17 protein-coding genes and 1 pseudogene are annotated in these 21,272 nt (G+C 34.1%); 6 read left to right on the forward strand and 12 right to left on the reverse strand.

Features of this window, described 5'->3' with window-relative positions:
* Positions 1–27 precede the first annotated feature (27 nt).
* From G7Y57_RS06750 to G7Y57_RS06765, 4 genes are all read right to left on the reverse strand, one after another.
* Positions 28–1,887, reverse strand: a complete 1,860-nt coding sequence (locus G7Y57_RS06750; protein ID WP_165021443.1) for a RagB/SusD family nutrient uptake outer membrane protein — start codon at positions 1,885–1,887, stop codon at positions 28–30.
* 15 nt (positions 1,888–1,902) lie between these two features.
* Positions 1,903–5,352, reverse strand: a complete 3,450-nt coding sequence (locus tag G7Y57_RS06755; RefSeq protein ID WP_255491358.1) for a TonB-dependent receptor — start codon at positions 5,350–5,352, stop codon at positions 1,903–1,905.
* Positions 5,353–5,761: 409 nt separating this feature from the next.
* Positions 5,762–6,781, reverse strand: a complete 1,020-nt coding sequence (locus G7Y57_RS06760; RefSeq protein WP_165021444.1) for a FecR domain-containing protein — start codon at positions 6,779–6,781, stop codon at positions 5,762–5,764.
* A 65-nt stretch (positions 6,782–6,846) separates the two neighbouring features.
* Complete coding sequence (locus tag G7Y57_RS06765) at positions 6,847–7,434, reverse strand: RNA polymerase sigma-70 factor (protein ID WP_165021445.1); 588 nt, start codon at positions 7,432–7,434, stop codon at positions 6,847–6,849.
* Positions 7,435–7,961: 527 nt separating this feature from the next.
* Here G7Y57_RS06765 and G7Y57_RS06770 point away from each other — a divergent pair.
* Both G7Y57_RS06770 and G7Y57_RS06775 read left to right on the forward strand, forming a co-directional pair.
* On the forward strand, positions 7,962–9,098 hold the full coding sequence (locus G7Y57_RS06770; RefSeq protein ID WP_165021446.1) for an acyltransferase family protein: 1,137 nt from the start codon (positions 7,962–7,964) through the stop codon (positions 9,096–9,098).
* A 111-nt stretch (positions 9,099–9,209) separates the two neighbouring features.
* Positions 9,210–9,686, forward strand: a complete 477-nt coding sequence (locus tag G7Y57_RS06775) for a GNAT family N-acetyltransferase (RefSeq protein WP_165021447.1) — start codon at positions 9,210–9,212, stop codon at positions 9,684–9,686.
* A gap of 42 nt (positions 9,687–9,728) precedes the next feature.
* Here G7Y57_RS06775 and G7Y57_RS06780 read toward each other — a convergent pair whose 3' ends face one another.
* Positions 9,729–10,946 carry a hexokinase gene (locus G7Y57_RS06780; RefSeq protein ID WP_165021448.1) on the reverse strand — a complete coding sequence of 406 codons (1,218 nt, stop codon included), beginning with the start codon at positions 10,944–10,946 and terminating at the stop codon, positions 9,729–9,731.
* A gap of 462 nt (positions 10,947–11,408) precedes the next feature.
* Between G7Y57_RS06780 and G7Y57_RS06785 the strand changes: the two genes are divergently transcribed.
* From G7Y57_RS06785 to G7Y57_RS06795, 3 genes are read left to right on the forward strand one after another with little or no spacing between them, the layout of a single operon-like run.
* Positions 11,409–12,296, forward strand: a complete 888-nt coding sequence (locus G7Y57_RS06785) for a HEPN domain-containing protein (RefSeq protein WP_165021449.1) — start codon at positions 11,409–11,411, stop codon at positions 12,294–12,296.
* A 30-nt stretch (positions 12,297–12,326) separates the two neighbouring features.
* Positions 12,327–13,130 carry a DUF6602 domain-containing protein gene (locus tag G7Y57_RS06790; protein WP_165021450.1) on the forward strand — a complete coding sequence of 268 codons (804 nt, stop codon included), beginning with the start codon at positions 12,327–12,329 and terminating at the stop codon, positions 13,128–13,130.
* A 7-nt stretch (positions 13,131–13,137) separates the two neighbouring features.
* Positions 13,138–14,103: a hypothetical protein gene (locus tag G7Y57_RS06795; protein WP_165021451.1), complete on the forward strand. Its 966-nt coding sequence runs from the start codon at positions 13,138–13,140 to the stop codon at positions 14,101–14,103.
* Here G7Y57_RS06795 and G7Y57_RS06800 read toward each other — a convergent pair.
* From G7Y57_RS06800 to G7Y57_RS06830, 7 genes and pseudogenes are all read right to left on the reverse strand, one after another.
* Complete coding sequence (locus G7Y57_RS06800) at positions 14,100–14,840, reverse strand: hypothetical protein (RefSeq protein ID WP_165021452.1); 741 nt, start codon at positions 14,838–14,840, stop codon at positions 14,100–14,102. The two genes, G7Y57_RS06795 and G7Y57_RS06800, sit on opposite strands and share 4 nt — an antisense overlap.
* A 10-nt stretch (positions 14,841–14,850) precedes the next feature.
* Positions 14,851–15,384 carry a hypothetical protein gene (locus G7Y57_RS06805; protein ID WP_165021453.1) on the reverse strand — a complete coding sequence of 178 codons (534 nt, stop codon included), beginning with the start codon at positions 15,382–15,384 and terminating at the stop codon, positions 14,851–14,853.
* A gap of 2 nt (positions 15,385–15,386) precedes the next feature.
* Positions 15,387–15,905 (reverse strand): annotated as a pseudogene (locus G7Y57_RS06810) (type II toxin-antitoxin system death-on-curing family toxin); the annotation flags it as partial.
* A gap of 72 nt (positions 15,906–15,977) precedes the next feature.
* Positions 15,978–16,376 carry a hypothetical protein gene (locus G7Y57_RS06815; protein WP_165021454.1) on the reverse strand — a complete coding sequence of 133 codons (399 nt, stop codon included), beginning with the start codon at positions 16,374–16,376 and terminating at the stop codon, positions 15,978–15,980.
* 14 nt (positions 16,377–16,390) lie between these two features.
* Positions 16,391–17,491, reverse strand: coding sequence for a site-specific integrase (locus tag G7Y57_RS06820; RefSeq protein WP_165021455.1), 1,101 nt, complete (start codon positions 17,489–17,491; stop codon positions 16,391–16,393).
* 2 nt (positions 17,492–17,493) lie between these two features.
* Positions 17,494–18,420, reverse strand: a complete 927-nt coding sequence (locus G7Y57_RS06825) for a helix-turn-helix domain-containing protein (protein ID WP_165021456.1) — start codon at positions 18,418–18,420, stop codon at positions 17,494–17,496.
* A 443-nt stretch (positions 18,421–18,863) separates the two neighbouring features.
* Entirely contained in the window at positions 18,864–19,385 is a 522-nt protein-coding gene (locus G7Y57_RS06830; protein ID WP_165021457.1) for a hypothetical protein, read from the reverse strand.
* Between the two features lie 885 nt (positions 19,386–20,270).
* Between G7Y57_RS06830 and G7Y57_RS06835 the strand changes: the two genes are divergently transcribed.
* Entirely contained in the window at positions 20,271–21,029 is a 759-nt protein-coding gene (locus tag G7Y57_RS06835) for a hypothetical protein (RefSeq protein ID WP_165021458.1), read from the forward strand.
* Positions 21,030–21,272: the final 243 nt, after the last annotated feature.

Raw genomic sequence — 21,272 nt, forward strand, 5'->3', positions numbered from 1 at the left:
AAGTTATTACACAAGATGATATCCGTATTATTGGAATGGGTTCTTAACAAGCTTCGGATTTCGGTTCAACCAATCCTGATCGAAGAAATTGTAATAGTTCCTCATTTCGAAATAGCGTGGATATCTGGTGGTATATGTTTTAACTTTTTCGAACACCCATTTGCCATTTTGTGCGTTTCCCGGTTCATTTACTTTGTATGGGAAAAGAGAATAGAACATAGATGTATCACTTTCACTATCATTATTCCAAAGCAGATGTGCTCTTCTCCAGCGTTTCAAATCCCAATACCTGTGATTCTCATATGCAAACTCTACGCGGTTTTCTTTTATAATATCGTCAATTGTTACATTGCTTAAATTTTGTATACCGGCTCTGCTTCTTACCTGATTTATATATCCACATACTTCTATTTGGGGTTTTCCCAGTTCTAAAGAAGCTTCGGCGGCTATCAATAATATTTCTGCAAAACGGAATCGTGTAAACCAGATATCACTTCCTCTACCTCTTGTGGCGGCATCTTTGTTTTCTTCTACAAATTTGCGAATATTGAATCCTGTTTTTGAAACATACAGCTGATCTCCACTAGTAGGTCCGTTTTGGTCTGTAAGTAATCCGTAGGTCGGGTTCACAGCACCGGGTTCACCCACTCTGCTTTTCCATTCCCCATTTTCGAGGTATTTTTGACCTGCCTGATATGAGATATAAACACTACGGAAAAGAGATCCCGGAGTTATAATGGTACCATATAATCTGGCATCTTTATTAACAAATAAATCTTCAAGATTTTCATAGAATATAAAGTCACCCCCGGCATCTTTAATTTTCAATTTCCCATCTCTGTTATTTTTGTATTCAAACGCCTCTACAATGTTTAGAATCGGAGTTATTTTGTTTGCGTCAACATCACCCTTTATAGAGTATGCCACATTGTTGTTCGTAAAACCATGTGTTTTACCGGGAGCAACATAATCGAGTGCCCATATAACTTCAGGGTTTGACTCCTTGTTAATAAACAAATCATAAAAGTTTCGCCCTAAATCAATTTCGTTCTTTAAGTATAAGCTATATTTGCCACCTTTTATTATTTCGGTAGTAGCATCGTAGGCTATCTGATAATATGTACTTGCCTCCGAAGTTGGGATACCAACTTCACCATTAGGTAATCTCAGTTCGGGGGTAGTTGTATATTTAGCAATAGAGCCTGCATAAATAGCTGCTCTGGCTTTTAATGCAAGGGCGACCCATTTGTTAGCTCTTGCTGCATGTATATTATCGGAAGGTGAGTTTGTTTTAGCATTCTCTAGTAGTTGAGAGATAGCTTCACATTCAGCGATAATATAATCGTAGGTTGCAGCTTCAGTAGAACGAGCAACTTGTAGATCTAAAACATTAGTTCCCGATTCGTAGCCGTATATTTCGTCGTAAACTATAGGAACTCCACCTAAACCTTTTGCCATATTGAAATAAGCCCATGCACGTAAAAAACGTGCTTCACCTTCATATTGTTTTTTTATGTCGGCATTCAAGTCAATATTATTGTTTGCCGTTTCAGAGGATAGACCTCTCAGAAATATATTAATGTCACGTACAAAGTTGTATTCGTATAATCGCCACCAATTATTATCGTACGTCCTATAATCTCTGATTCCTCCGCTCGAAAATGCAGCTTCATCTGTATAAGCATGACCGTCGATATCTTCTACACTCGGACCCCAGTTTATTCTTCCATAATAATTGGCTAATACAGAGTTAATCATATTAAGATCGGTGAATATTTGTTCGTCTGTAAATATTTTCTCAGGTTCTTCTTCAAGAAAATCGGAACATCCAAACATGGCAGTGCAAAATACGAAGGCACTTATTATATATAATTTTGCTTTTTTCATAATTATATTATTCTGTTAAAAGGTTAGATTACAACCAATACTGATTATTCTGTTGGTCGGATATTGTATACCTGACCCTTTGTCAATTTCAGGATCCATATCTATATCACCTAGATTGTCTATTGAGAAGAGATTTTGCATAGACGTAAAGAATCTGGCTTTAGTCATTCCCAGACGTCCACTGATGTGGGATGGGAGAGTATACCCAAATTCCAGATTCTTTAATTTCAAGTAACTAATATTTTTTAGCCAGAAATCATTTTTCCAATAGTTGCTATGATTTCCGTTTCCTTCAATGATTGTAGGATACCTTCCTGCCACAAGTGCACTATTTGCATCGTGAATGTCGGATAAATGCCATTGGTCTGATAGATAATATTGAGGGTTGTTACCTCCATCATGTAATGGTGTTTTCATTTCAGATTCCATGTAAAAAGAAGAAAAAGTCGATCCGGCAAACATTAGTCCTAAATCGAAGCCTTTATACTCGAAATCAAAGACAAAGTTGAAGTTCAAATATGGAACATCGCCTTCTCTGTATCCGATTGGTCTGTCGTCCATACCGTTAACAATGCCATCGCCATTCACGTCTTTATATATCAAATCGCCGGGGCGGATCGTTGTATTCCCTTTCCCATCTACATTTACTGGATGGTTTGCTATTTGTTCCCATGACTGGAATTGACCTATAACTTGTTTCCCCCAATTGATATTGCTATATCTCTCATCAATAGAATTGCGATAGACTTGCCATGAGTTTCCATGACGAGGCTTATACTGATGCCAATCGTATTTGCGAGAAAAAGTAAAGTTACCACCTAACGAATAGTTCAAATCTTTTACTTTATCTCTCCATGTAATGCTACCATCAAATCCTCTCAGCATTTCTGATTTTAAATTTTCACGAGGAAGTTCAAAACCAGATTCGCTAGGTATCAACACATCATTTTTACGTTCGGGTATACCATCTAATTTTCTTGTGAAAAAGTTGAAATCACCTGTTAATTTATTGTCGAAAAATCCAAAATCGAACCCTACATTAAACATTTTGGCTTCCAGCCATGATAAAGTTCTTACCGGTACACCCCTTGGTTTGGTACCTGTTACCCATTCTCCGTCTACAACGGCTCCACCTTGATTGTAATCATATCCATCAAGATAATCAAATGCGCTATAATCGGGTGTTTCATCAAGGCCGACTACACCATAAGAGGCCCTTAGTTTTAAATCAGATACGGTATTCTTGATACCTTTCCAGAATGATTCTTCCGAAATTCTCCAACCTGCAGATACAGAAGGGAAAAATCCCCATCTATCTTTTTTAGGAAATTTCCACGCACCATCATATCTGCCTATAAACTCTAAAAGATATCTATTGTCATAATTATAATTGATCCTGCTGATGAATCCTGCTCTGGATTGAGGTTCATTCAGCCTATCCTGAATACCTACCATAGACGTAAGGTAAACCTGATCTATTGCATTAGCAGCTGGTCTGTCTTGCAACCAGAATCTAGGGGATTTTCTTCTTATAGCCTCGCCGCCAACAGTAAAAGATAGAGAATGCACATCAATTTTTTTATCGTAGTCTAATATAAATTGTCCTGAAGTTTCTTCTACTTTTTCATAAGTACGTTCCATATATGGATTATCCATAGAACTTATAACTTTGTAAGTATCCGATTCCTCTACATATTCATATAGCTTATAAGTGTATTCATGATTTCGCTGGAATTTATCAGCGTAATAGTATCCCCCCAAGAGGCTTAGTTTTAACCCATCTATTATTTTATATTCGGCCGATATATTCAATTGGATTACACGCCAGGTTTCTTCTAATGTTCCGGAACGTTCATAATTGAGCATCCCAAAATTTGTATTATTCTCTGATGATGTTAATGCCGGATAGTTCGGATTATCATTAGCAAAAGGTCTTCTGGTTGGTAAGTTTCGATAGATTGCAAATAGGGCTTGCCAATAATCATCTTGGCCGGGAACTCCCGGATTTTTTCTTGTTTCTATACGACCATTCATGTTTCCGCCTATCTTTAGTCTTTTGTTAATGTTGGCGTCTACACTCATTTGTATATTTGTACGATTGAATCCGCCATAGTTCACGATAATGGCATCTTGGTTCAGATGGCTGAGTGATAAATAATAATTTATATCTTCGGATCCTCCTGAAACATTACCACCGATATAAGACATTGGTGATGTATTTATAACGTAGTCGTACCAGTCAAAACCACGATAGTCCTTCTCTGTTCCCTGTTGCCATTTGGCTAAATCTTCTGCCGAATATTTCATATTGTAGTTCGGATCAGTAGCCTTTTTTATAATATCAGATTGATATTTTGTCTCTACGTAAGTTTGTGTATTTGCAGGTTTGGGAAATCTGAAGAAGTTCTGCCATCCATAAGTTGCAGTCAAATTAACTGTGTTTTTTGTTTCTCTTATACCTGATTTGGTTTTGACCACTACCACTCCGTTTGCTGCACGGACACCGTATATGGCAGCAGAAGCATCCTTAAGTATAGATATAGATTCTATATCATTGGGATCGATATTGTTAAATTGACCTTCATCCTTCTGAACACCGTCTATTACATAAAGAGGTGTGCCCATTCCCCTTATTCGGATTGTTGTACCCGAACCTGGGCGTCCGTCCGGTTGACGAGAGTTGATACCTGAAATTCGACCAGCTAAAGCGGTGGAGGTTGTTGCGGCATTCGTTGTAACTAGCTGATCACCACTTATGGCCGAAATTGCTCCGGTGATAGACTCTTTCTTTTGTGTCCCGAAGCCGACTATTACAACATCTCCCAGCACTTTTACATCTTCTTTTAACACAATATTAAATTCTTTTCTACCGCCTACTTTTAGTTCTTGTGGTAAGAATCCGATGTATGTTACTACAAGTGTTTCTCCTTCTGTGGCATCAATTTTAAATATTCCGTTTGTATCAGTCATTGTACCTTTTATTGTACCTTTTACCGAAACACTGACTCCTATCAGAGGCTCGCCTGCAGCATCAGTAATTTTTCCTCCAACAGGATTGGTACTCTGGGTCGTTTCTGTCAATTGAAAATCTTTTGCTTTGTTTTTCTGAGATAGAACAATTTGTCTATCAAAAACTTCGTAAGCAACGTCTTCATTCTGGAATAGTTTATCTAAAACAGCGAATACATTCTCGTTGGTTGAGGCGATTGCTACTTTGCGATTTACATCTATGAACTTTTTATTGTATATAAACCGAAATTCAGTTTGTTCTTCTATTTTATTTAATACCTCTTCTACCGAAGAATTTTTCAGGTTGAGGTTTAAGTGTGTCGACTGAGAATAAGATGGCATGCTAAAAGCACTTGTTAAACAACAGAATAGCAATATAAATATTATCTTTAGTGCAAGATGGCTCTGAGATGACAGTATGTGCCACTTCATTTTTCGTTTAGAAATTAGATTCATATATTTACATATTAATTATTAGAGAATAAGGTTGAGAAGCTTTTATTTTTATGATTAAAATCAAACGGGGAAGTCTTACTCACTTCTCCGTTTCTTATTATTTATCGTCTTTTCATAATAAGCTTGGTCGGATGGTTGGTTCTATATTTTATGCATGGTGTATTGGAATTTAAGGGTTAACATTCAAAACATTCATATACTTTTTCGCTAAAAAGTTTAAAAGAGGAGGTTCTATTTCATACAAAAACATTTATGGCACGCACTATGAAAATATGCCTGCTTTATTTTTATTTCAAGATAATTTCTGCACGTACATAATAAAGACGTCTGTGGAATGAAATACCACAGACGTCTTTATTATATTTTCAAGAAAAATTTTAAAATGAGGGTCTACTTTGTGTTAGTATGTTTATTTAGAGCGGCGTACTTCGATCCTTTGTTTATTCTGATAATTGTTATCTTTAGCCTCATTTACTTTCTTCTCGAAATAAATTGGTGCACTTGACTGTAACAAGTTAAGTATTTGATCTAAAGATTCGTTCTGGAATGTAGCTCTATACACATATTCGCTTATTTCTTTGTCTTTTACGACAAACTCCACATTATATATTTGTCCTAATCGTTTGAAAACAAATTCGAGTGAATCATCCCTGAAGGCGTGTATGCCGTCTTTCCACGAGCACCATTTATAGGTGTCGGTATTGCGAATTTCGTACGTTTCATTGTTTTTGTCATAATCTATTCTTTGGCCCGGATTAAGCAATTTATCGGTATTGTCGAACAACAGATTAACTTTACCGTTTACCAATGTAACTGCTGTATTCTGATCATTGGTATAAGCCTCTACATTAAATGCTGTTCCTGTTGCTTTTATTGCCATCTTATCGGTATATACGATAAAAGGGTGTTCTTTATCGGACTCTACTTCAAAAAAAGCTTCTCCTTGTAAGTGAACACTACGTTCGTCACCTTTAAAAACCGTTGGGAATTTGAGTGTACTGCCTGCATTCAGCCATACTTTCGAACTATCGGGGAGATGGATCAATGATTTGCTGCCATATGCGGTGAATACTTCCTGATATATGATTGATTCTTTATTATTATAGTTCTCGTAAGATAGGTATCCCACTAGCATCATTAATGGTATGGCAATTACGGCTGCTATTTTTTTCCAGTAGTAAATAATAGATGTTGAGGTTTTTATAGGAGTACTAAATTTCAAATTTATATTTCTATATGCTTGATCTACATTTATGGTGTCAGGATCGAAAGCCGGATTAGCAACCTCCCATATATTTTTTAAATGTTTAAATTCGGTTAAGTGTTCTTTGTCTTTTTCAATCCAATCAGCAAGTATATCTATCTCTTCTTGTGTTGCTTGATTGGATAGATATTTTGAGATGATTATACTTATTTGTTCCTTTTCCATTTTTTATTCTTCTTGGCTGTCGATAATTCTATATGCTTAAGACGTTCGGATATAAAGTGACCTCATTAATTTATAGATAAAATAACATAAATTAAAAGTATAATGAGAAAATCTTTAAGTTCGATCCTTAAACTTGCCAAAGCTTTGCTAATGCGATCCTCAACTGTTCGTTGCGATACATTTAGTTGCTTTGCTATATCTTTATATTTTACATCTTGTATTCTGTTCAAGAGAAATGCTTCACGTTGTTTCTCGGGTAACATATCTATTGCCCTCTGAAGGTGCTGATAGAGATCGGAATACAATATATAGTCAAAAGTATCATTATATTGCAAATTATCATAAGGTTGTGTCTCATAGTTTCTTACTATTTTACGGTGTCGCAATTCATCGAGGCATTTATTGCGCACGGAGGTTAATAAGTAAGCACGTAAAGAGGTCTCAATTATGAGTGTATGTCTTTCGTTCCAGATTGTAAGTAATATATTTTGAACTACATCTTCACAAAATAATTGGTCACGAATTATGTTTCCGGCGTAGAGGACTAAATCTTTGTAGTATTTTTTAAAAATGACAGAAAAAGAGTCTTTACAATCTTCTCTCAATTTTGCTAGTAAGTTCCAATCAATTTGATTACTCTCGCGGTCCAACATATTTTATCAGTAAGGAAATGATTTATATATTTTCTGTGTGCAAGTTATAGAATAAAATGAAAAAGTAAACTGATTTCCTGAGTTAAAATTAATTTATCTTAAACTATTAGACGGATCGTTAGTGATTATATTTTCTTCTTGCAATACATAGTTAAAACAGCGAGAGAATGGCTTGGTGTATTAAAAATGCATGTTTGTATACTACTTTAGTTTAGGGTAAGTCTATTACTTATTTTAGTTTCAAATTATCAAGTTACAACTAAAAACTATGTCAATTGACATCACGCTTCCAATTTTATAGTTGCAAAAGAGGATATTGATGTTCTTGTTCCAAAGGCCAAAATTGCTAAGGGATACAACAGCGCGAATTTATCAGGTGGATTGCTTAAGGCATATGAAGAAATGGCATAATCTTCCTTTTAAGATTATTTATTATATTTGTCAGATTTAATTTATAGAACCTGCTGCAGAATTTAATTTTGCGTGAAAAAAATAACGAGAAACCGGACAATCAATACATAATTTTCATGTTAGAAAAACAAATTTCATCCGCTGCATTTGCAGATACAAAACCACACTATAATATTCTTAATGGATTGCGTGGAATAGCTGCTATTACAGTGGTTTGTTTTCATTTATTTGAAGCATTTGCAACAAGCCATTTGGATCAAAGTATAAACCATGGCTATCTGGCAGTGGATTTTTTCTTTATATTATCAGGATTTGTTATAGGGTATGCTTATGATGATCGTTGGAAAACCATGAAAACAAAAGATTTTGTCAAACGCAGAATTATACGTCTCCAACCGATGGTTATCATAGGAGCTATTATAGGTGCTTGTATGTTTTATTTTCAGGGATGCTCAGTATGGGATGTATCACTAGTTGCGGTACCTGCACTTTTGATAGCTACACTATTGAATTCCATGATGATACCAGTTTCGCCGGGTTCGGAAATTAGGGGTGTAGGAGAAATGTACCCATTGAATGGACCTACGTGGTCTTTATTTTTTGAATATATTGGGTATATCCTGTATGCACTATTTATTCGCAAATTTTCTACCATAGCATTGACAGTATTAGTTGTTGTAGCAGGTTGTGGATTGGCCACTTTTGCTATATTCGGGCCTTACGGAGATATTTGTGCCGGATTTCAATTGACAGGGACTGAATTTACAGGCGGCTTTCTCCGCTTGCTTTTCTCGTTTTCAGCAGGTTTACTCTTATCCCGTATCTTCAAGGCAATTAATATAAAGGGAGCTTTTTGGTTGTGTAGCTTGTCTATAATTCTTCTGTTGTCTGTTCCCCGTATAGGAGGAGCAGAGCATTTTTGGATGAATGGTTTGTATGACACGCTGTGTTTTGCCGTATTCTTTCCGCTTATCGTTTTTTTAGGTGCTTCGGGCAAAACTACAGATAAATATACAATTCGCATATGTAAATTTTTAGGTGATATATCTTATCCTTTGTATATGGTACATTATCCTTTCATTTATCTGTATTATGCATGGGTTAAAAACGAGAATCTTACATTTAGTGAGTCTTTACCCGGAGCTCTAGCTTTACTTATAGGAAGTATTCTGTTGGCCTATGCCTGTTTGAAACTTTATGATGAACCAGTTCGTCGATATTTGACAAAAAGATTTTTGCAAAAAAAAGATTAAAGGATATGGGAAGAGGGGGGTGAAAGCTTTACTATATGGAGAAAAAACAAAATATAGTATTTAACCTATTGGATAAGTTCCATTCTTTATTTGTAAAAGAAAATTTCATATATGAATATTAAATTTAAAAAGATAAGCGATTTTAATCGAGGAATACTTTTTGACTTATTGAAAAATGCATATTCATTTGATTGTAAATATGAACGAATATGCAATTCTGATTGGCTATTTTTCGATAACTTTTTCTTTGATAACTTGCAAATTGCAGATAAGTGTGGATTTATTACAACACTAAATGATGAAGCTATCGGATTTGTTTCATGGGATCCAAGAAAAATGCCTGAATATACCGAAATTGGACATAACTGTATCGCTTCAAGATATAAAGGCTGTGGATATGGTAAAATCCAACTTCAAGAAACGATTAATAGAATTGTCCAAAATAATCCGCAGAAAATTATTGTAACCACAAATAGTGATCTTATACCTGCACAACGAATGTATGAGAGTATTGGATTCACAATATGTCAAAAAAGAATAGAACTAGCTAGCCCAGATTTTGAACTTATTAATTATGAGCTTAGATGAGTAATTACTTCTTTGAGGTAAACGAATTCCTATCCTATAAAGTTACGATAATGCCGCAATAGCCGAGCCTATTAAGTTAGCATTCTTAATACCCGCAATATACACTTCTACGTAACCTAAATCCATTTCATCTAACAGATCTCTCAGCACTTTAGCAACTATTGTGTGGAAGTCATTCTCGTTTACACGTTCCATCACGCTCCAAAAAAGGCTTCCTTCGGCAACTACCCGTATAGTTTTGATAGAGGGATCGTGCATCACCTGAACAGCAATTAAGCCTGCCAGAGAAGCAGCAACCAATTTGGCTGAACGTTCGTATATCCATCGTGCAACCGATACATGGCCCTTACGTTTGGGAGTAGAGCTGTTAATCAAATCGGTCAGGCTCTTTCCGTCAAACGATGTGTCATAGCCATCATTCGGATAAACGGCTCTGAACACCTTACCCAAATACATACCAGATACTGCCTTCTCGAAACGTTGTGAGCCGGGAACTTCGCCTTCGCCTCTGTCTACAACACTGTCGTACTCGGTGAGATACGAAGGGAAAAAGTTACCTGATTCAAGATTAACAGGAATCATATTCTGACTATCGGGCTTATTGAGCTTGGCTATTTTATTTTCACGAGCCAGGAATGCCATATTTGTACCCGTACCCACTATAAGCCCTATATAAGCGTCACACTTATCTTTGCGTGAAAGCCCAGCCAACAGACTAGCTACCGTATCGTTGATAACCTTTATGCTTTTGAACTGAACTTTACTAAGATCGTTTAAATAATCTAACAAATCTTTGCCGATAGGTTTGCCCACCATCTTGTCTATATTTACACCTTTAGTCCAACGCAATAACGTAGCATCACCATCCGTTTCGCATTTGGCAGGATATGAGAAACAATATCCGATAGCAGAATTATCAGGTAACTCAATCTTGTTGATCAGGTTTGCTTGCTCGGCAAACAATTGTTCTTTGGTATAACCGGGAGTTTTCATCACCGAAAGGTCTTTTTCCCAACCGCTTTTAGGAGTTATGATAGTTTCGCCCCCTTGTATTTCGACTTTAGCAGTACGATAATTAGTTCCTCCCAAATCTAAAACGACAGATTTACCCTCTCCTCCTTCTTTAGGTGGATATACATAGGTAGGCAGACAGAGAATCTCGGTATTATCACTCTGTAATCCTTTTTCTACCTTATCCTTCAAATCTAAAGCAATTTCTTTCAATTGCGCTGTACTAAGTTCAAAAACATTTGTTTCCATAGAGTTAGAGTCTGTTTAAATTTTGTAGAAGAAAAATAATACAAGAGTTTTTGTATTTAATCAGCGGGTCATTTCTTTGAAGTGATTAAACTAATAAGAAATGTATCTGACAGATTTAACGAAAACCCAGTGACAATATATAGAAAAAGTTTTGTTACCACAAGAACACAAGCGAAAACATGATTTGACAACAATATGGAATACCCTATTTTATTGGGTAAGAACAGACTGTCAATGGCGTGTTACCCTAAAGATTAGAATTGCAAGTCGTTATTAGCAGATATAAAAATTAAGTGATAATTTATATCACTGCGGTTTTCATTCGTCAGTCAGCATCTAAAACCCAACCAACAATAACAGGATGTTGACACAAATATACAATTAAGTATGAAAAGTTAATTTCTATTTTCCTATTTTGTATATCTTTATGTTCTTAACTTTAAGATTATAAATAAAGTCCGAATGAAAAAGTCAATATCATATCTACCATCAGCCAATCAGCGAGATTTGCATTACATTGTTGAATCTATCCTGACACGGATCAAGCATACCGAAATGATTATCCTTTTTGGAAGCTATGCCCGTAATGATTATGTGGCGTATGATGAGAAATATGAATTTGGCAAAATACAGTTCTACGTGAGCGACTATGATATATTGGTTGTTACGAGCGGAGTTTCGGACGGAGTAGCAATCAAAGCTCTCGGTAATATAGAAGATTTGTACTACGATAGGGCAAAAGACCCAGATCGACAGCCTCCCGTTCAGTTTATCAGTGAGGATATGAAAAAGCTAAACAAATATCTGAAAGAAGGTAGGTATTTTTACACCCAAATAAAACAAGAAGGTGTTATATTATATGATAGCGGAAAACACAAACTTGCCCGAAGACGCAAACTTAGCTTTGAAGAAATAAAGCAACAAGCTGAGGAATATTTTAATGACAAATTTCAAAGTGCTAATGAATTTCTAGAAAATGCTAATTTTAATTATAGCAAAAAATGGTATAAAAAATCATCTTTTATGCTTCATCAAGCCTGTGAAAGTTATATTTATGCCATTCGCTTAGTTTTCACATTAGAGAATCCCAAACAACATAATCTATCAAAGCTATTAAACTCAGTAAAGAAATATTCAGTCGAGTTTATAAAAGTTTTTCCACAAGATACTCCCGAAGAAAAACGCCTTTTCGAACTTGTTAAAGCTGCTTATGTAAACGGTCGCTACGATCCTGATTTTGTGGTAACGAAAGAGGATATTGATGCGTTGGTTCCGAAAGTGGAGTTATTGAGGGATATAACTAAAAGGATTTGTGAGGAGAAAATTAGGGATTATGGGGAGAGAGGGTAAGATATAACATTAATCTAATACATAAAAATTATGCCTAATCAAAACATTCGAAGATTTCAAGAATCTATAACCAGAGAATTAGATATAACTAAAGATAGAGTAAGAGATTTAATTGGAAATGCAAATTGGGGGGAAGAAGGTAGATATAAAGAAGCAATTTTAAGTAAGATTATTTCACAGTTTCTTCCTACAAATTTAAAAATAGGAACAGGTTTTATTCTTGCAAATAATGATTATATCAATGGCCGGGATAGCCGGATATCTCATCAACTTGATATAATAATATATGAAGATAAGACTCCTGTTATTTTTAGAGAAGGGGATTTCGTCATTTTAACTGAAAATGCAGTTAGAGCAGTTATTGAAGTGAAAGCTAATATTATCAATTATAGTAGAGATAATGATAACTCATTTAATAAAATAATTGAAAAGTTAAACGGATTAAGAGATTTTGAATCATTTGTTGATAATGGAGTTCATCGAAAGAAATTTATAGGATTATTTTCATTTGGCTATAATGGAGATTTTAATGCGAATAGAATTGCAGAAGCATTAAGAACTTCAAGGGGACTCGTTAATCACATTTCACTTGGACCTAATAAATTTATACGATTTTGGGAAAACCCTGATGGTTTAATACCTCCAGTACCCAGAAATTCACCTTGTTATATTAAGTATAATTTAGAGAATCTGTCATTTTCTTATTTCATTTCCAATCTTTTACATATAGTATCTGATGAAAATCCTGTTGATAGATATTGGTTCTCTTTCCCAATTGAGGGTACAAAAGAGATACATAGAGAAGAACCCATTATCTACCTAGAAAACAATTAAATATAAGATGAATGTTATCGAAGTAAATAAAAAACGTTTAGTACTTTTAAAAAAGATGCATAAGGCTGTTGAAAGTTCGGTTTCTTTTGTAAAAAAGAAATCAATTAAATCACCAGAAGAACCAGATTTTATTGCGTCTCTTTGTCTTAATTTTACACCTTCCTTATTTAATTTACTCAAAACCACTTTTCCAAAGAATAAGTTTGCGGTTACAAGTATCTATTGTCATCAAAAGCCTATTGTCGATATAAGACATAGCAAATGTCCTGAATTAGGTGATATCTTATTTGTCTATATCTACACTGATAGGATGGGAAATATAGAACTTAATTCATTATTATTACAGGCTAAGATGTCCATAAATACATCAGCTATAATCGCTGCGACCGATTTGCATCAATTAGAACTTTATACAAAATGGCCTGATTTCACCTATAAACGTGCAGGTAAGTTAAACGGGATAGCAAGGTCTATTATTCCTAAAACGATAAATGATGGAGCTCAATACCTAATGATTAATAATGCTAGAGGATATAAACTACCTTGGGTTAGAAAACCGTTTTCAATGGGGTGTTCTATTCCTTCTAATCCTCTTAATATGAATAATAAATTGACGAGTGAGCTTATTAATTTTTTGAAATTTAAATCTGGTAGAACATTTGAAGGAGATCCTAGTAAAACAAATGATGATTGGACGAAAATGATTTGGGATTTAATAGAAATTGCTAAATCAGTAGTCTCTAGACGTAAAAATATTGGGTTAAATGATTTCACAAGACAGCAAGCATATAAACATGATGGTTGTTGCTTTTATAAATCCGATATAGACAATTCTATTCTTCAGAATTTACATAATCATCTAGATAGAGGAAATAATGATTATGTTAACAATGACTCAAGTAAAGATGATTTAGGAGCAACATCAATTGTTTTAATAGAGTGTAATGAACAATATGATAACTTTAATGATTAGTTTGTCAATGTATCTATTTTTAAAATTTTAAACTTCCCTTCATTAAAAGTTAGTTTCTTTCTTATAGTATCAGTATCAACATCTTTAAGATTCTTAGCATAAACGATTTTAAGGAATAAGGCTATATCGTCCTGCTTATTTATCCGAAAATGATTCCAGATATTCCAACCGAAATGGTATAAATCTATGTTTTGTAAATCTTTCACTCTTACGGGTTCTACATCCTTTAGTTCAGTTCCTGTAGAATATTGAATAATATATTCACATTTGCGGTTTATATTCTGATCATCCGCAAATGGTGCAAAAGTTGTTCTTGTATATTGAATAGCAACTTCAAGCACTTCTCGTTTTCTTATAATTTCGTCCTGCTCGTGCTTTTCCCTTATTACATCAAGTTCATTAATAAGAGGTGCTTCATTTTCGATAGGTTCTTCTGGCTCTGACTCAATGGCAGGTTCAACAACTTCAACCGTATTGGATTCGGCTATTATATCCTGATTTTCTATTACTTGTTTTCGTCTTTTGAATAATGGAGGGATAACTTTCTGAATGATTTCGAGATAAGAAATGAAAAAGACTAATCCGACTACGAATATAATAATGAACACAAGGTTTGCCCCGAAATCATCAAATCCCCACTTTGCAATAAAGAGATAGCGAAATATTAATGCAAGTGCAGCGATTCCCGTGCTTCCGCATATAATGAGTAATATATTTTCAGGGTCTTTGTAATTCATATTGTCAACTTTAATATTTCTGTAAACTCTTTCCTTTTTGCATTGCCTTTAGAATATTCTTTCGGACGGCTCGTATAGATGGAACTAAATCGCCTTCCATCATTGCAAGCATTGTTTTCAATTCTTGCACTAACTCAGGAATGGGACGGCATAATTCGTAAGCGATTTTCATACAAAGCGATTTTACTCCGGGCAATTCCTGATTAGACATCATTCCCTCTAAACAGAAATCCAGAAAATCTACTCTTGGCGGATTCGGAAATGGCTGTCTGTAAAGCAAATTGAGCATTACTCTCCGTTTTCCTCCATGCTTGCAGACTAGTACATTATCAATCAATTGATCTTGCTTCTTGTATAGCCACTCGTTATCCTGTGTCGAAAAATGGGTAAATATCCAAGCGGCATGATACCCGATGGCTTCATCGTCACCAATCACTAAGTCATATAATTCTTGTTTTCGGCTGTCGCTATCATGAGTCAGACGAAGTATCTCATTGATATCGTCCATTCCTATACGTTGCGAAAGCCTAGCTTTAAAATCCATATTTAGTTATTCTTATTAATCAGATTAACAACAACTTTTACCATCATATCTTTTTCTTCGGTTCGGCTTTCGGCAATCATCAAAGTAAGTGCAACAAGTGTATTATTCTCGATAAGTCTGGTACTATCACTTCTATATAAAATACCGTTATTCTCTAAAAACCACAGGAACAGAAATGCGGCAATACGCTTGTTGCCATCACTAAACGAATGGTTTTTAGTAACCAAATACAATAACATAGAGGCTTTTTCTTCTATGCTGGGATATAGTTCTTCTCCTCCAAAAGTTTGATAAATGGTACTGATAGAACTTTTGAATGATTGGTCTTTTTCGTTTCCGAATAAGCCTCCGCTTCCGAACTTATCTCTAAGCACATGAATAGCCTCCATAGCATTGTCATAGTTGGCTTTGAAAGATTCTTCTGTAGTAGTCTTTTCTATTTCGAGTTTTTGAAAATCGTATCTGTCTAATGTATCTAAAGCATAGGTGTAATCTTTTATCACACGCAATAGTCCTGTTGCTTGATTATCAGACTGAGTTTTATTTATTCTTATTTCTTCTTTATTCATTGATCTATGTTTTTTCATTTTTAGTTACGGCAAATAGTAATCATGCATCATTTCTTGTGGATACCCATCATGATAAAATATAATAAGTAATATTGAGATGGAGAATGGGAGCAAACATGAAATAATAAAATATCCATAATATATTATTTTGTGACAAAGATTATTTTCCTCCATTTTATTCAAAGACAAGTCAAAAACCATTAGTAATGAATATAATATATTCGCTATACCCATCATAATCAAATATCCAATTCCCTGAAATAATATAGTAAAGATTGTTACTTCAAAATACGGAGCAGGAATAAGAATTCCCCCAACAATACAATAGCTAATAAATCCTAAAAATCCAGAAATAATTAATGCTATATTATATTTCTTTCGATTTTTTTGCCACCACTCTTTTACATAAAATTCTTCATCCATAGCCATTTATTTAATTATCTCAAACTTATCTTATTAGCCGACTCCCTTTTCTTTGCATTTACCAAGTCAGCATAAATCTGTGTTGTAGATACATTTTTATGAGTAAGCATCTTACTCACAGTATAGATATCAGTACCTAAAGCAACCTGCAAGGTAGCAAAAGTATGGCGAAAACAGTGAAATGTAATATGCTTTGTTATCCCTGCATTGGACACCCAATCTTTCAGAGGTTGTTGAGTCATGGACTTTGTTAGTCCCTTGAATACTTTACCTTTGCCTCTTTCTCCGCATAACTCCAATGCTTCATCGCTAATGGGTAAGGTGGTTTCAGTTTCTGTCTTTTCGGTTCTTAAACGCATACAATAACCACCATCGGAAGCAGGAAGTATTTCTTTCCAATCCAATTTTAGGACATCACTTATCCGTAAACCTGTCATACACGAAAATATAGATGCAGATTTCAATATAGGGAAGTCGCAAGGTGTATTGGCTAATGTTTTTAATTCGTCCAAAGTCAGGTATTCTTTCTTTACATCTGTGGTATCGATTGAGTCCAGATATTCATTGAGGTTCTCTCTGAAAAACTTTTCTTTGTATGCTATTTTCAGTAAGGCTCTGAATGTGGAGAAATATCCTGATGCTGAATTTTGCGATATGCGAAGATCTTTGTGCTTCAGTTGTTTTGCATCCATCAGATAATCCCGAAAGCGGTTGCACAAGTCTACGTTTATATCACCAAAGGTACATTTGCCTTTGACAAAATTGGAAAAGTGCTGATAGACTTTCATCCACTTCTGGTCTTTCTTTTCGGCTTTGAGTTTGTAATAAGCGAGAAAGTCGACTTTCTTTTTATTCTTATCCAGAAAACCATATTCCTCATTAATTATTGCCTGTACTCTCATGCTGCGGATAACTTCGGCTTTCATCAGCATCTCATTATTATACTCCTTTTCAATTTCGTTGCGTGGTCGTCCATAAATATAGATACCTAAATATTCCCTTCGTATCATCTTCATCGAATGAGGGTCACGAATGGCAGGATAATAGTCGAGATACAGACTTTTTCTTCCTGCTGTAATATCACGCTGTCGAAGTGCTACTTTGCTTACTCCCATAGTTACAGAGTTATTTGAGGTTGAAACAATTTATCTAAATCAGGCTTTGATATTTTTACATATCGCCCTTCTTTTACTTTAGGTATATTATGATACTTCACATAATGATAGAGAGCATCACGAGTGAGGTTATACTTTTGCATGGCTTCTTCTGTGGTATAATATTCGGCTTCTTTGGGTTGCTCGTAACCTTTGGCTATGTCGAAGTCTTTCTTTGAATACAGCACTTTACGTCCGTCTTTCTTTCGTGGAATATTCTGCTCGGATACAAAACTGTATATGGCTGCCGTTGAGAGATTATACTTCTCTTGAATATCTTCTACCGAATACCATTCTTTAATATCCTGACTTTCGTTAAAGCCTTTCTTTTCAAAATATTTATCGATATGCTCTTTACTGAAATATGATTTACCTCGTATCAATGTTTTAGGGATATTGTTTTCTCGGGCAATCTTATAGAGCCATGATTCTTTGATATTGAATTTATCTTTAATCTCGGCTACTGTATATAATTCGGTTAATGGTTTTGGCTCTTTACTTGGCTTGGCTCTATATTCATACTCCTCAACATTGTCAAACATATTATCTATGTCCGCTTTTCGGATAAATGTTTTACCATCCATCTGTACAGCTTTAAGATTACCTCTGTGCAAATAACGGTAAACGGTTGTTCGCTCAATACCAAGCAGAAAAGCGGTCTCTGATACCGAGAGATATTCCTTATCTTTTATTTTATCGTATTTATCACTTATCTTTTGTATCTCCTGCATGGTAGAGTAATTTATACCTACCATCTTGAACTGTCTCTTACCTTGCTTGTATGCTTTGGAGTTGCACTTATGCGAACAATAACGTGTAGTCGTTTTTTGTGCAGTGAAAGTTTTTCCACAGCACTCGCATTTCTTCTTTATTTGCATTTTACTACTCATAATTTCTCCTTTATTTCTCCCTGTTTTTGTTGCACCATGTTGCATGGTGTTGCACAGTGTTGTAATTATATATTATCTATGAACAAAAATTATGCCTATTTTGTATTTTGACAAAAACGGTACAATTGTGACAGAAAAACTGTCACATAATTCATTAATATTGATCTCCAAAGATAAAAATAGAAAAGAAAAAGTCGCTATAAAATAGCAACTTAGTTATACATTATAGGTAATATCTATTAATGTTGATTAGTTATCATTTGCCGATACAGAAAATTAATTTATGCATTATATCAAGTAGTTATGTGTTTTAAGGTGGACTATAGGTGTACTTATTTGCGCTTTGTAGTTACTTTCTACTTTGGAAAGTAAGTAAAAGTAACATTGGTGATTATTTCTCCTTTTATTTCGCCAAGATAGTGGATAATCTGACGAGTGTTAAATTAATCCCATTCAATTTCTTTTAAATATTTAGAGTCTTCTGGATAATGCTTCAATATAAAAGATTTTAATACATCTTTTTCCTTGATATTTAAATTGAACTCCTTGTAAGCAGCTATATGCATGGCTTTAATTATAGCACAATGTACTTCTTCTATTTCATCTTGTCTATTAAAACTATGTCTAGATACATCTAACTCTAAACTTTCTTTGATATTAAGGGAATATTCTAATATATTTAAACTAGTATATCTAGTATAGTAATCATTCAGGAAACCAATAGAATAGTCTTCGTTTTTAACAAAAATTCCATTGTTATATATAGAGTTTAAATCAAATTTGCAATAATCAAAATTTCCCAATGGATTGTATCTATAATCATTAACAGCATTCATATTTTGACTTTCTGTATGTTCACTAAAATAGGGTATTGAATAATGATACTTACCTGAACCATTATATAAATACATCTGCCATGTTTCAATTTCTATCGCTGGATTAGATAACCCTCTTTTTTTTGCCAAACTTGAAATGTGCTTTTTTGTCGCACTCTCAACATCAATAAGTTTGTCTGTGTTATTGTTGAAGAATACATAATAACTATAAAATTCATTATCTAATCTGTCTTCTACAGAAGCGATTATATATTCAAGAATATCATTTTTACTAATCTTAGATATAACGAGATTATCTATTTTTTCTCTAGAAACTATTAATTTTTCTTCTTGGTAAATAAATCTAGCAGAATCAATTTCAAAATCTCCAATTTTCTCATAAATTAGTTTTGTTTTATGGGGGTTAAAAAGAAAAATACAAAACGCCGCGCCCTTGTGTGTAGCTTGAAAGCCTCATAAATAAAGGGTTTCGGATATATTTCGAGTGTGAGGCTATTTTATTTTGAATGATACTAATGTCATGTTTATAGCATATGATTGTCATGTGAGGCGAGTAAACGAGGGGCTTTGTGCCTCTTTTTTTGTGTCTAGGTGTTTAAGTTTTGATTAATGAGCGCCTTTTGTGTTTTAGTAATCGTAAAAAGAAGGTGTTTAATCGGCGTTTGAATAGCATTTGAACAATGTTTGAACGATCGACGAAAAAGCCCTTTTTCTCTCAATGGGGCGTCGAATGGGGTGTCAAATGGATAGTCAAAACGCGGTTTTTAATTGCGTGTACGGATATGCAAACGATCAGAAAAAAGGGGGTAATGACATAAATATGTCTTTAAAAGACCCCAAAATACATAATAACGGCACAATATTTTTTTTGTAAATATTTGATTTATAGACATTATAATATCATTAAGTTCGGATTGTCAGAAAAAGACAATCTAAACTTCATTGATAGCTGAATAATTAAAATACTATTTCTACTTTTACTCTAAAACTATTTTTTCCTAAAAATCAGAAAATATGAATAAAAGATTTACTTTTCACTTCGAGTATAACAAAGTAAAGAAATTATTAGTTAACGTAACAAATATAGGTACTGATGCTAATCCTGATCTAAAACTTAGCTTTACTAAAAAACCTTCAATTACATGTGGAGATACGGGAATAAGCTATAATCATCCTAATTGCGACCAGCAAACATTTACCTCTAATAATATTGAAATGACCTATCATAAAGATGGCTCATATTTAAGGAAACTTCCCAAAAATACTCCCCCCTACAAATATTATAATCCATTTGGAACAGGAAAAAGATTTCAATCACTAGACAGCGTTAATTCTTTTATTTGTCTCGCAACAATAGAAGTTCAGAATTATTCCATATGTGATGAGTATGTGATGAGTAAGAAAACATTACCTATTGGTATCATAGAAGATAATCTTTTTAATGGAGAGCCTTTTATCGCTATTATTTATGTTAAAAATAAAAACTTCATAATTAATAAGTTGTCATGTGAACTGTTTTATTCTACATATGTTCATTTATCTCCGAATTTAGATATCGGAATATATATACAACGAATCGAGAGAAAATATCCTAAAAGAATCTATTCAGAAGCACTAAAAAGTTACATATATACAACGATTGGTAATACTGTAAGTTTTTGCGACAATACCAAAGGATTGATTCCATTTATAAATCTTGTCACTGACACAAATTTTCATAAAGCTATTCTTGAACAGAATATTACTGATGTAGTTCATATTAAATTGAAATAATTTAAGTGTTAATAATTTAAGTAACAGGCTATTGAAATGAAAAACTTTTAATATATCGTTATGTATTGAATAATCAATTATTTAAGTTGTTATTTTTTTATTATTTTTGCGCCTCGAAAAAAAACGACGACATATAAAGAGGAAATTAAAACAAAATTACGTTAGTCAAATACTATTTACTTAAATGATCTATAAACTTATCTTTTGAGGCGATAATCTCGTCTTGCGATTTTATTGTCTTAT

The sequence above is a fragment of the Dysgonomonas sp. ZJ279 genome, assembly GCF_011039205.1.
GTDB lineage: Bacteria > Bacteroidota > Bacteroidia > Bacteroidales > Dysgonomonadaceae > Dysgonomonas.

Excerpts from the sequence above, each read along its gene's own strand:
- G7Y57_RS06750 (WP_165021443.1), bottom strand. The coding sequence starts at position 1,887 with ATGAAAAAAGCAAAATTATATATAATAAGTGCCTTCGTATTTTGCACT.
- G7Y57_RS06755 (WP_255491358.1), bottom strand. The coding sequence starts at position 5,352 with ATGAATCTAATTTCTAAACGAAAAATGAAGTGGCACATACTGTCATCT.
- G7Y57_RS06760 (WP_165021444.1), bottom strand. The coding sequence starts at position 6,781 with ATGGAAAAGGAACAAATAAGTATAATCATCTCAAAATATCTATCCAAT.
- G7Y57_RS06765 (WP_165021445.1), bottom strand. The coding sequence starts at position 7,434 with ATGTTGGACCGCGAGAGTAATCAAATTGATTGGAACTTACTAGCAAAA.
- G7Y57_RS06770 (WP_165021446.1), top strand. The coding sequence starts at position 7,962 with ATGTTAGAAAAACAAATTTCATCCGCTGCATTTGCAGATACAAAACCA.
- G7Y57_RS06775 (WP_165021447.1), top strand. The coding sequence starts at position 9,210 with ATGAATATTAAATTTAAAAAGATAAGCGATTTTAATCGAGGAATACTT.
- G7Y57_RS06780 (WP_165021448.1), bottom strand. The coding sequence starts at position 10,946 with ATGGAAACAAATGTTTTTGAACTTAGTACAGCGCAATTGAAAGAAATT.
- G7Y57_RS06785 (WP_165021449.1), top strand. The coding sequence starts at position 11,409 with ATGAAAAAGTCAATATCATATCTACCATCAGCCAATCAGCGAGATTTG.
- G7Y57_RS06790 (WP_165021450.1), top strand. The coding sequence starts at position 12,327 with ATGCCTAATCAAAACATTCGAAGATTTCAAGAATCTATAACCAGAGAA.
- G7Y57_RS06795 (WP_165021451.1), top strand. The coding sequence starts at position 13,138 with ATGAATGTTATCGAAGTAAATAAAAAACGTTTAGTACTTTTAAAAAAG.
- G7Y57_RS06800 (WP_165021452.1), bottom strand. The coding sequence starts at position 14,840 with ATGAATTACAAAGACCCTGAAAATATATTACTCATTATATGCGGAAGC.
- G7Y57_RS06805 (WP_165021453.1), bottom strand. The coding sequence starts at position 15,384 with ATGGATTTTAAAGCTAGGCTTTCGCAACGTATAGGAATGGACGATATC.
- G7Y57_RS06815 (WP_165021454.1), bottom strand. The coding sequence starts at position 16,376 with ATGGATGAAGAATTTTATGTAAAAGAGTGGTGGCAAAAAAATCGAAAG.
- G7Y57_RS06820 (WP_165021455.1), bottom strand. The coding sequence starts at position 17,491 with ATGGGAGTAAGCAAAGTAGCACTTCGACAGCGTGATATTACAGCAGGA.
- G7Y57_RS06825 (WP_165021456.1), bottom strand. The coding sequence starts at position 18,420 with ATGAGTAGTAAAATGCAAATAAAGAAGAAATGCGAGTGCTGTGGAAAA.
- G7Y57_RS06835 (WP_165021458.1), top strand. The coding sequence starts at position 20,271 with ATGAATAAAAGATTTACTTTTCACTTCGAGTATAACAAAGTAAAGAAA.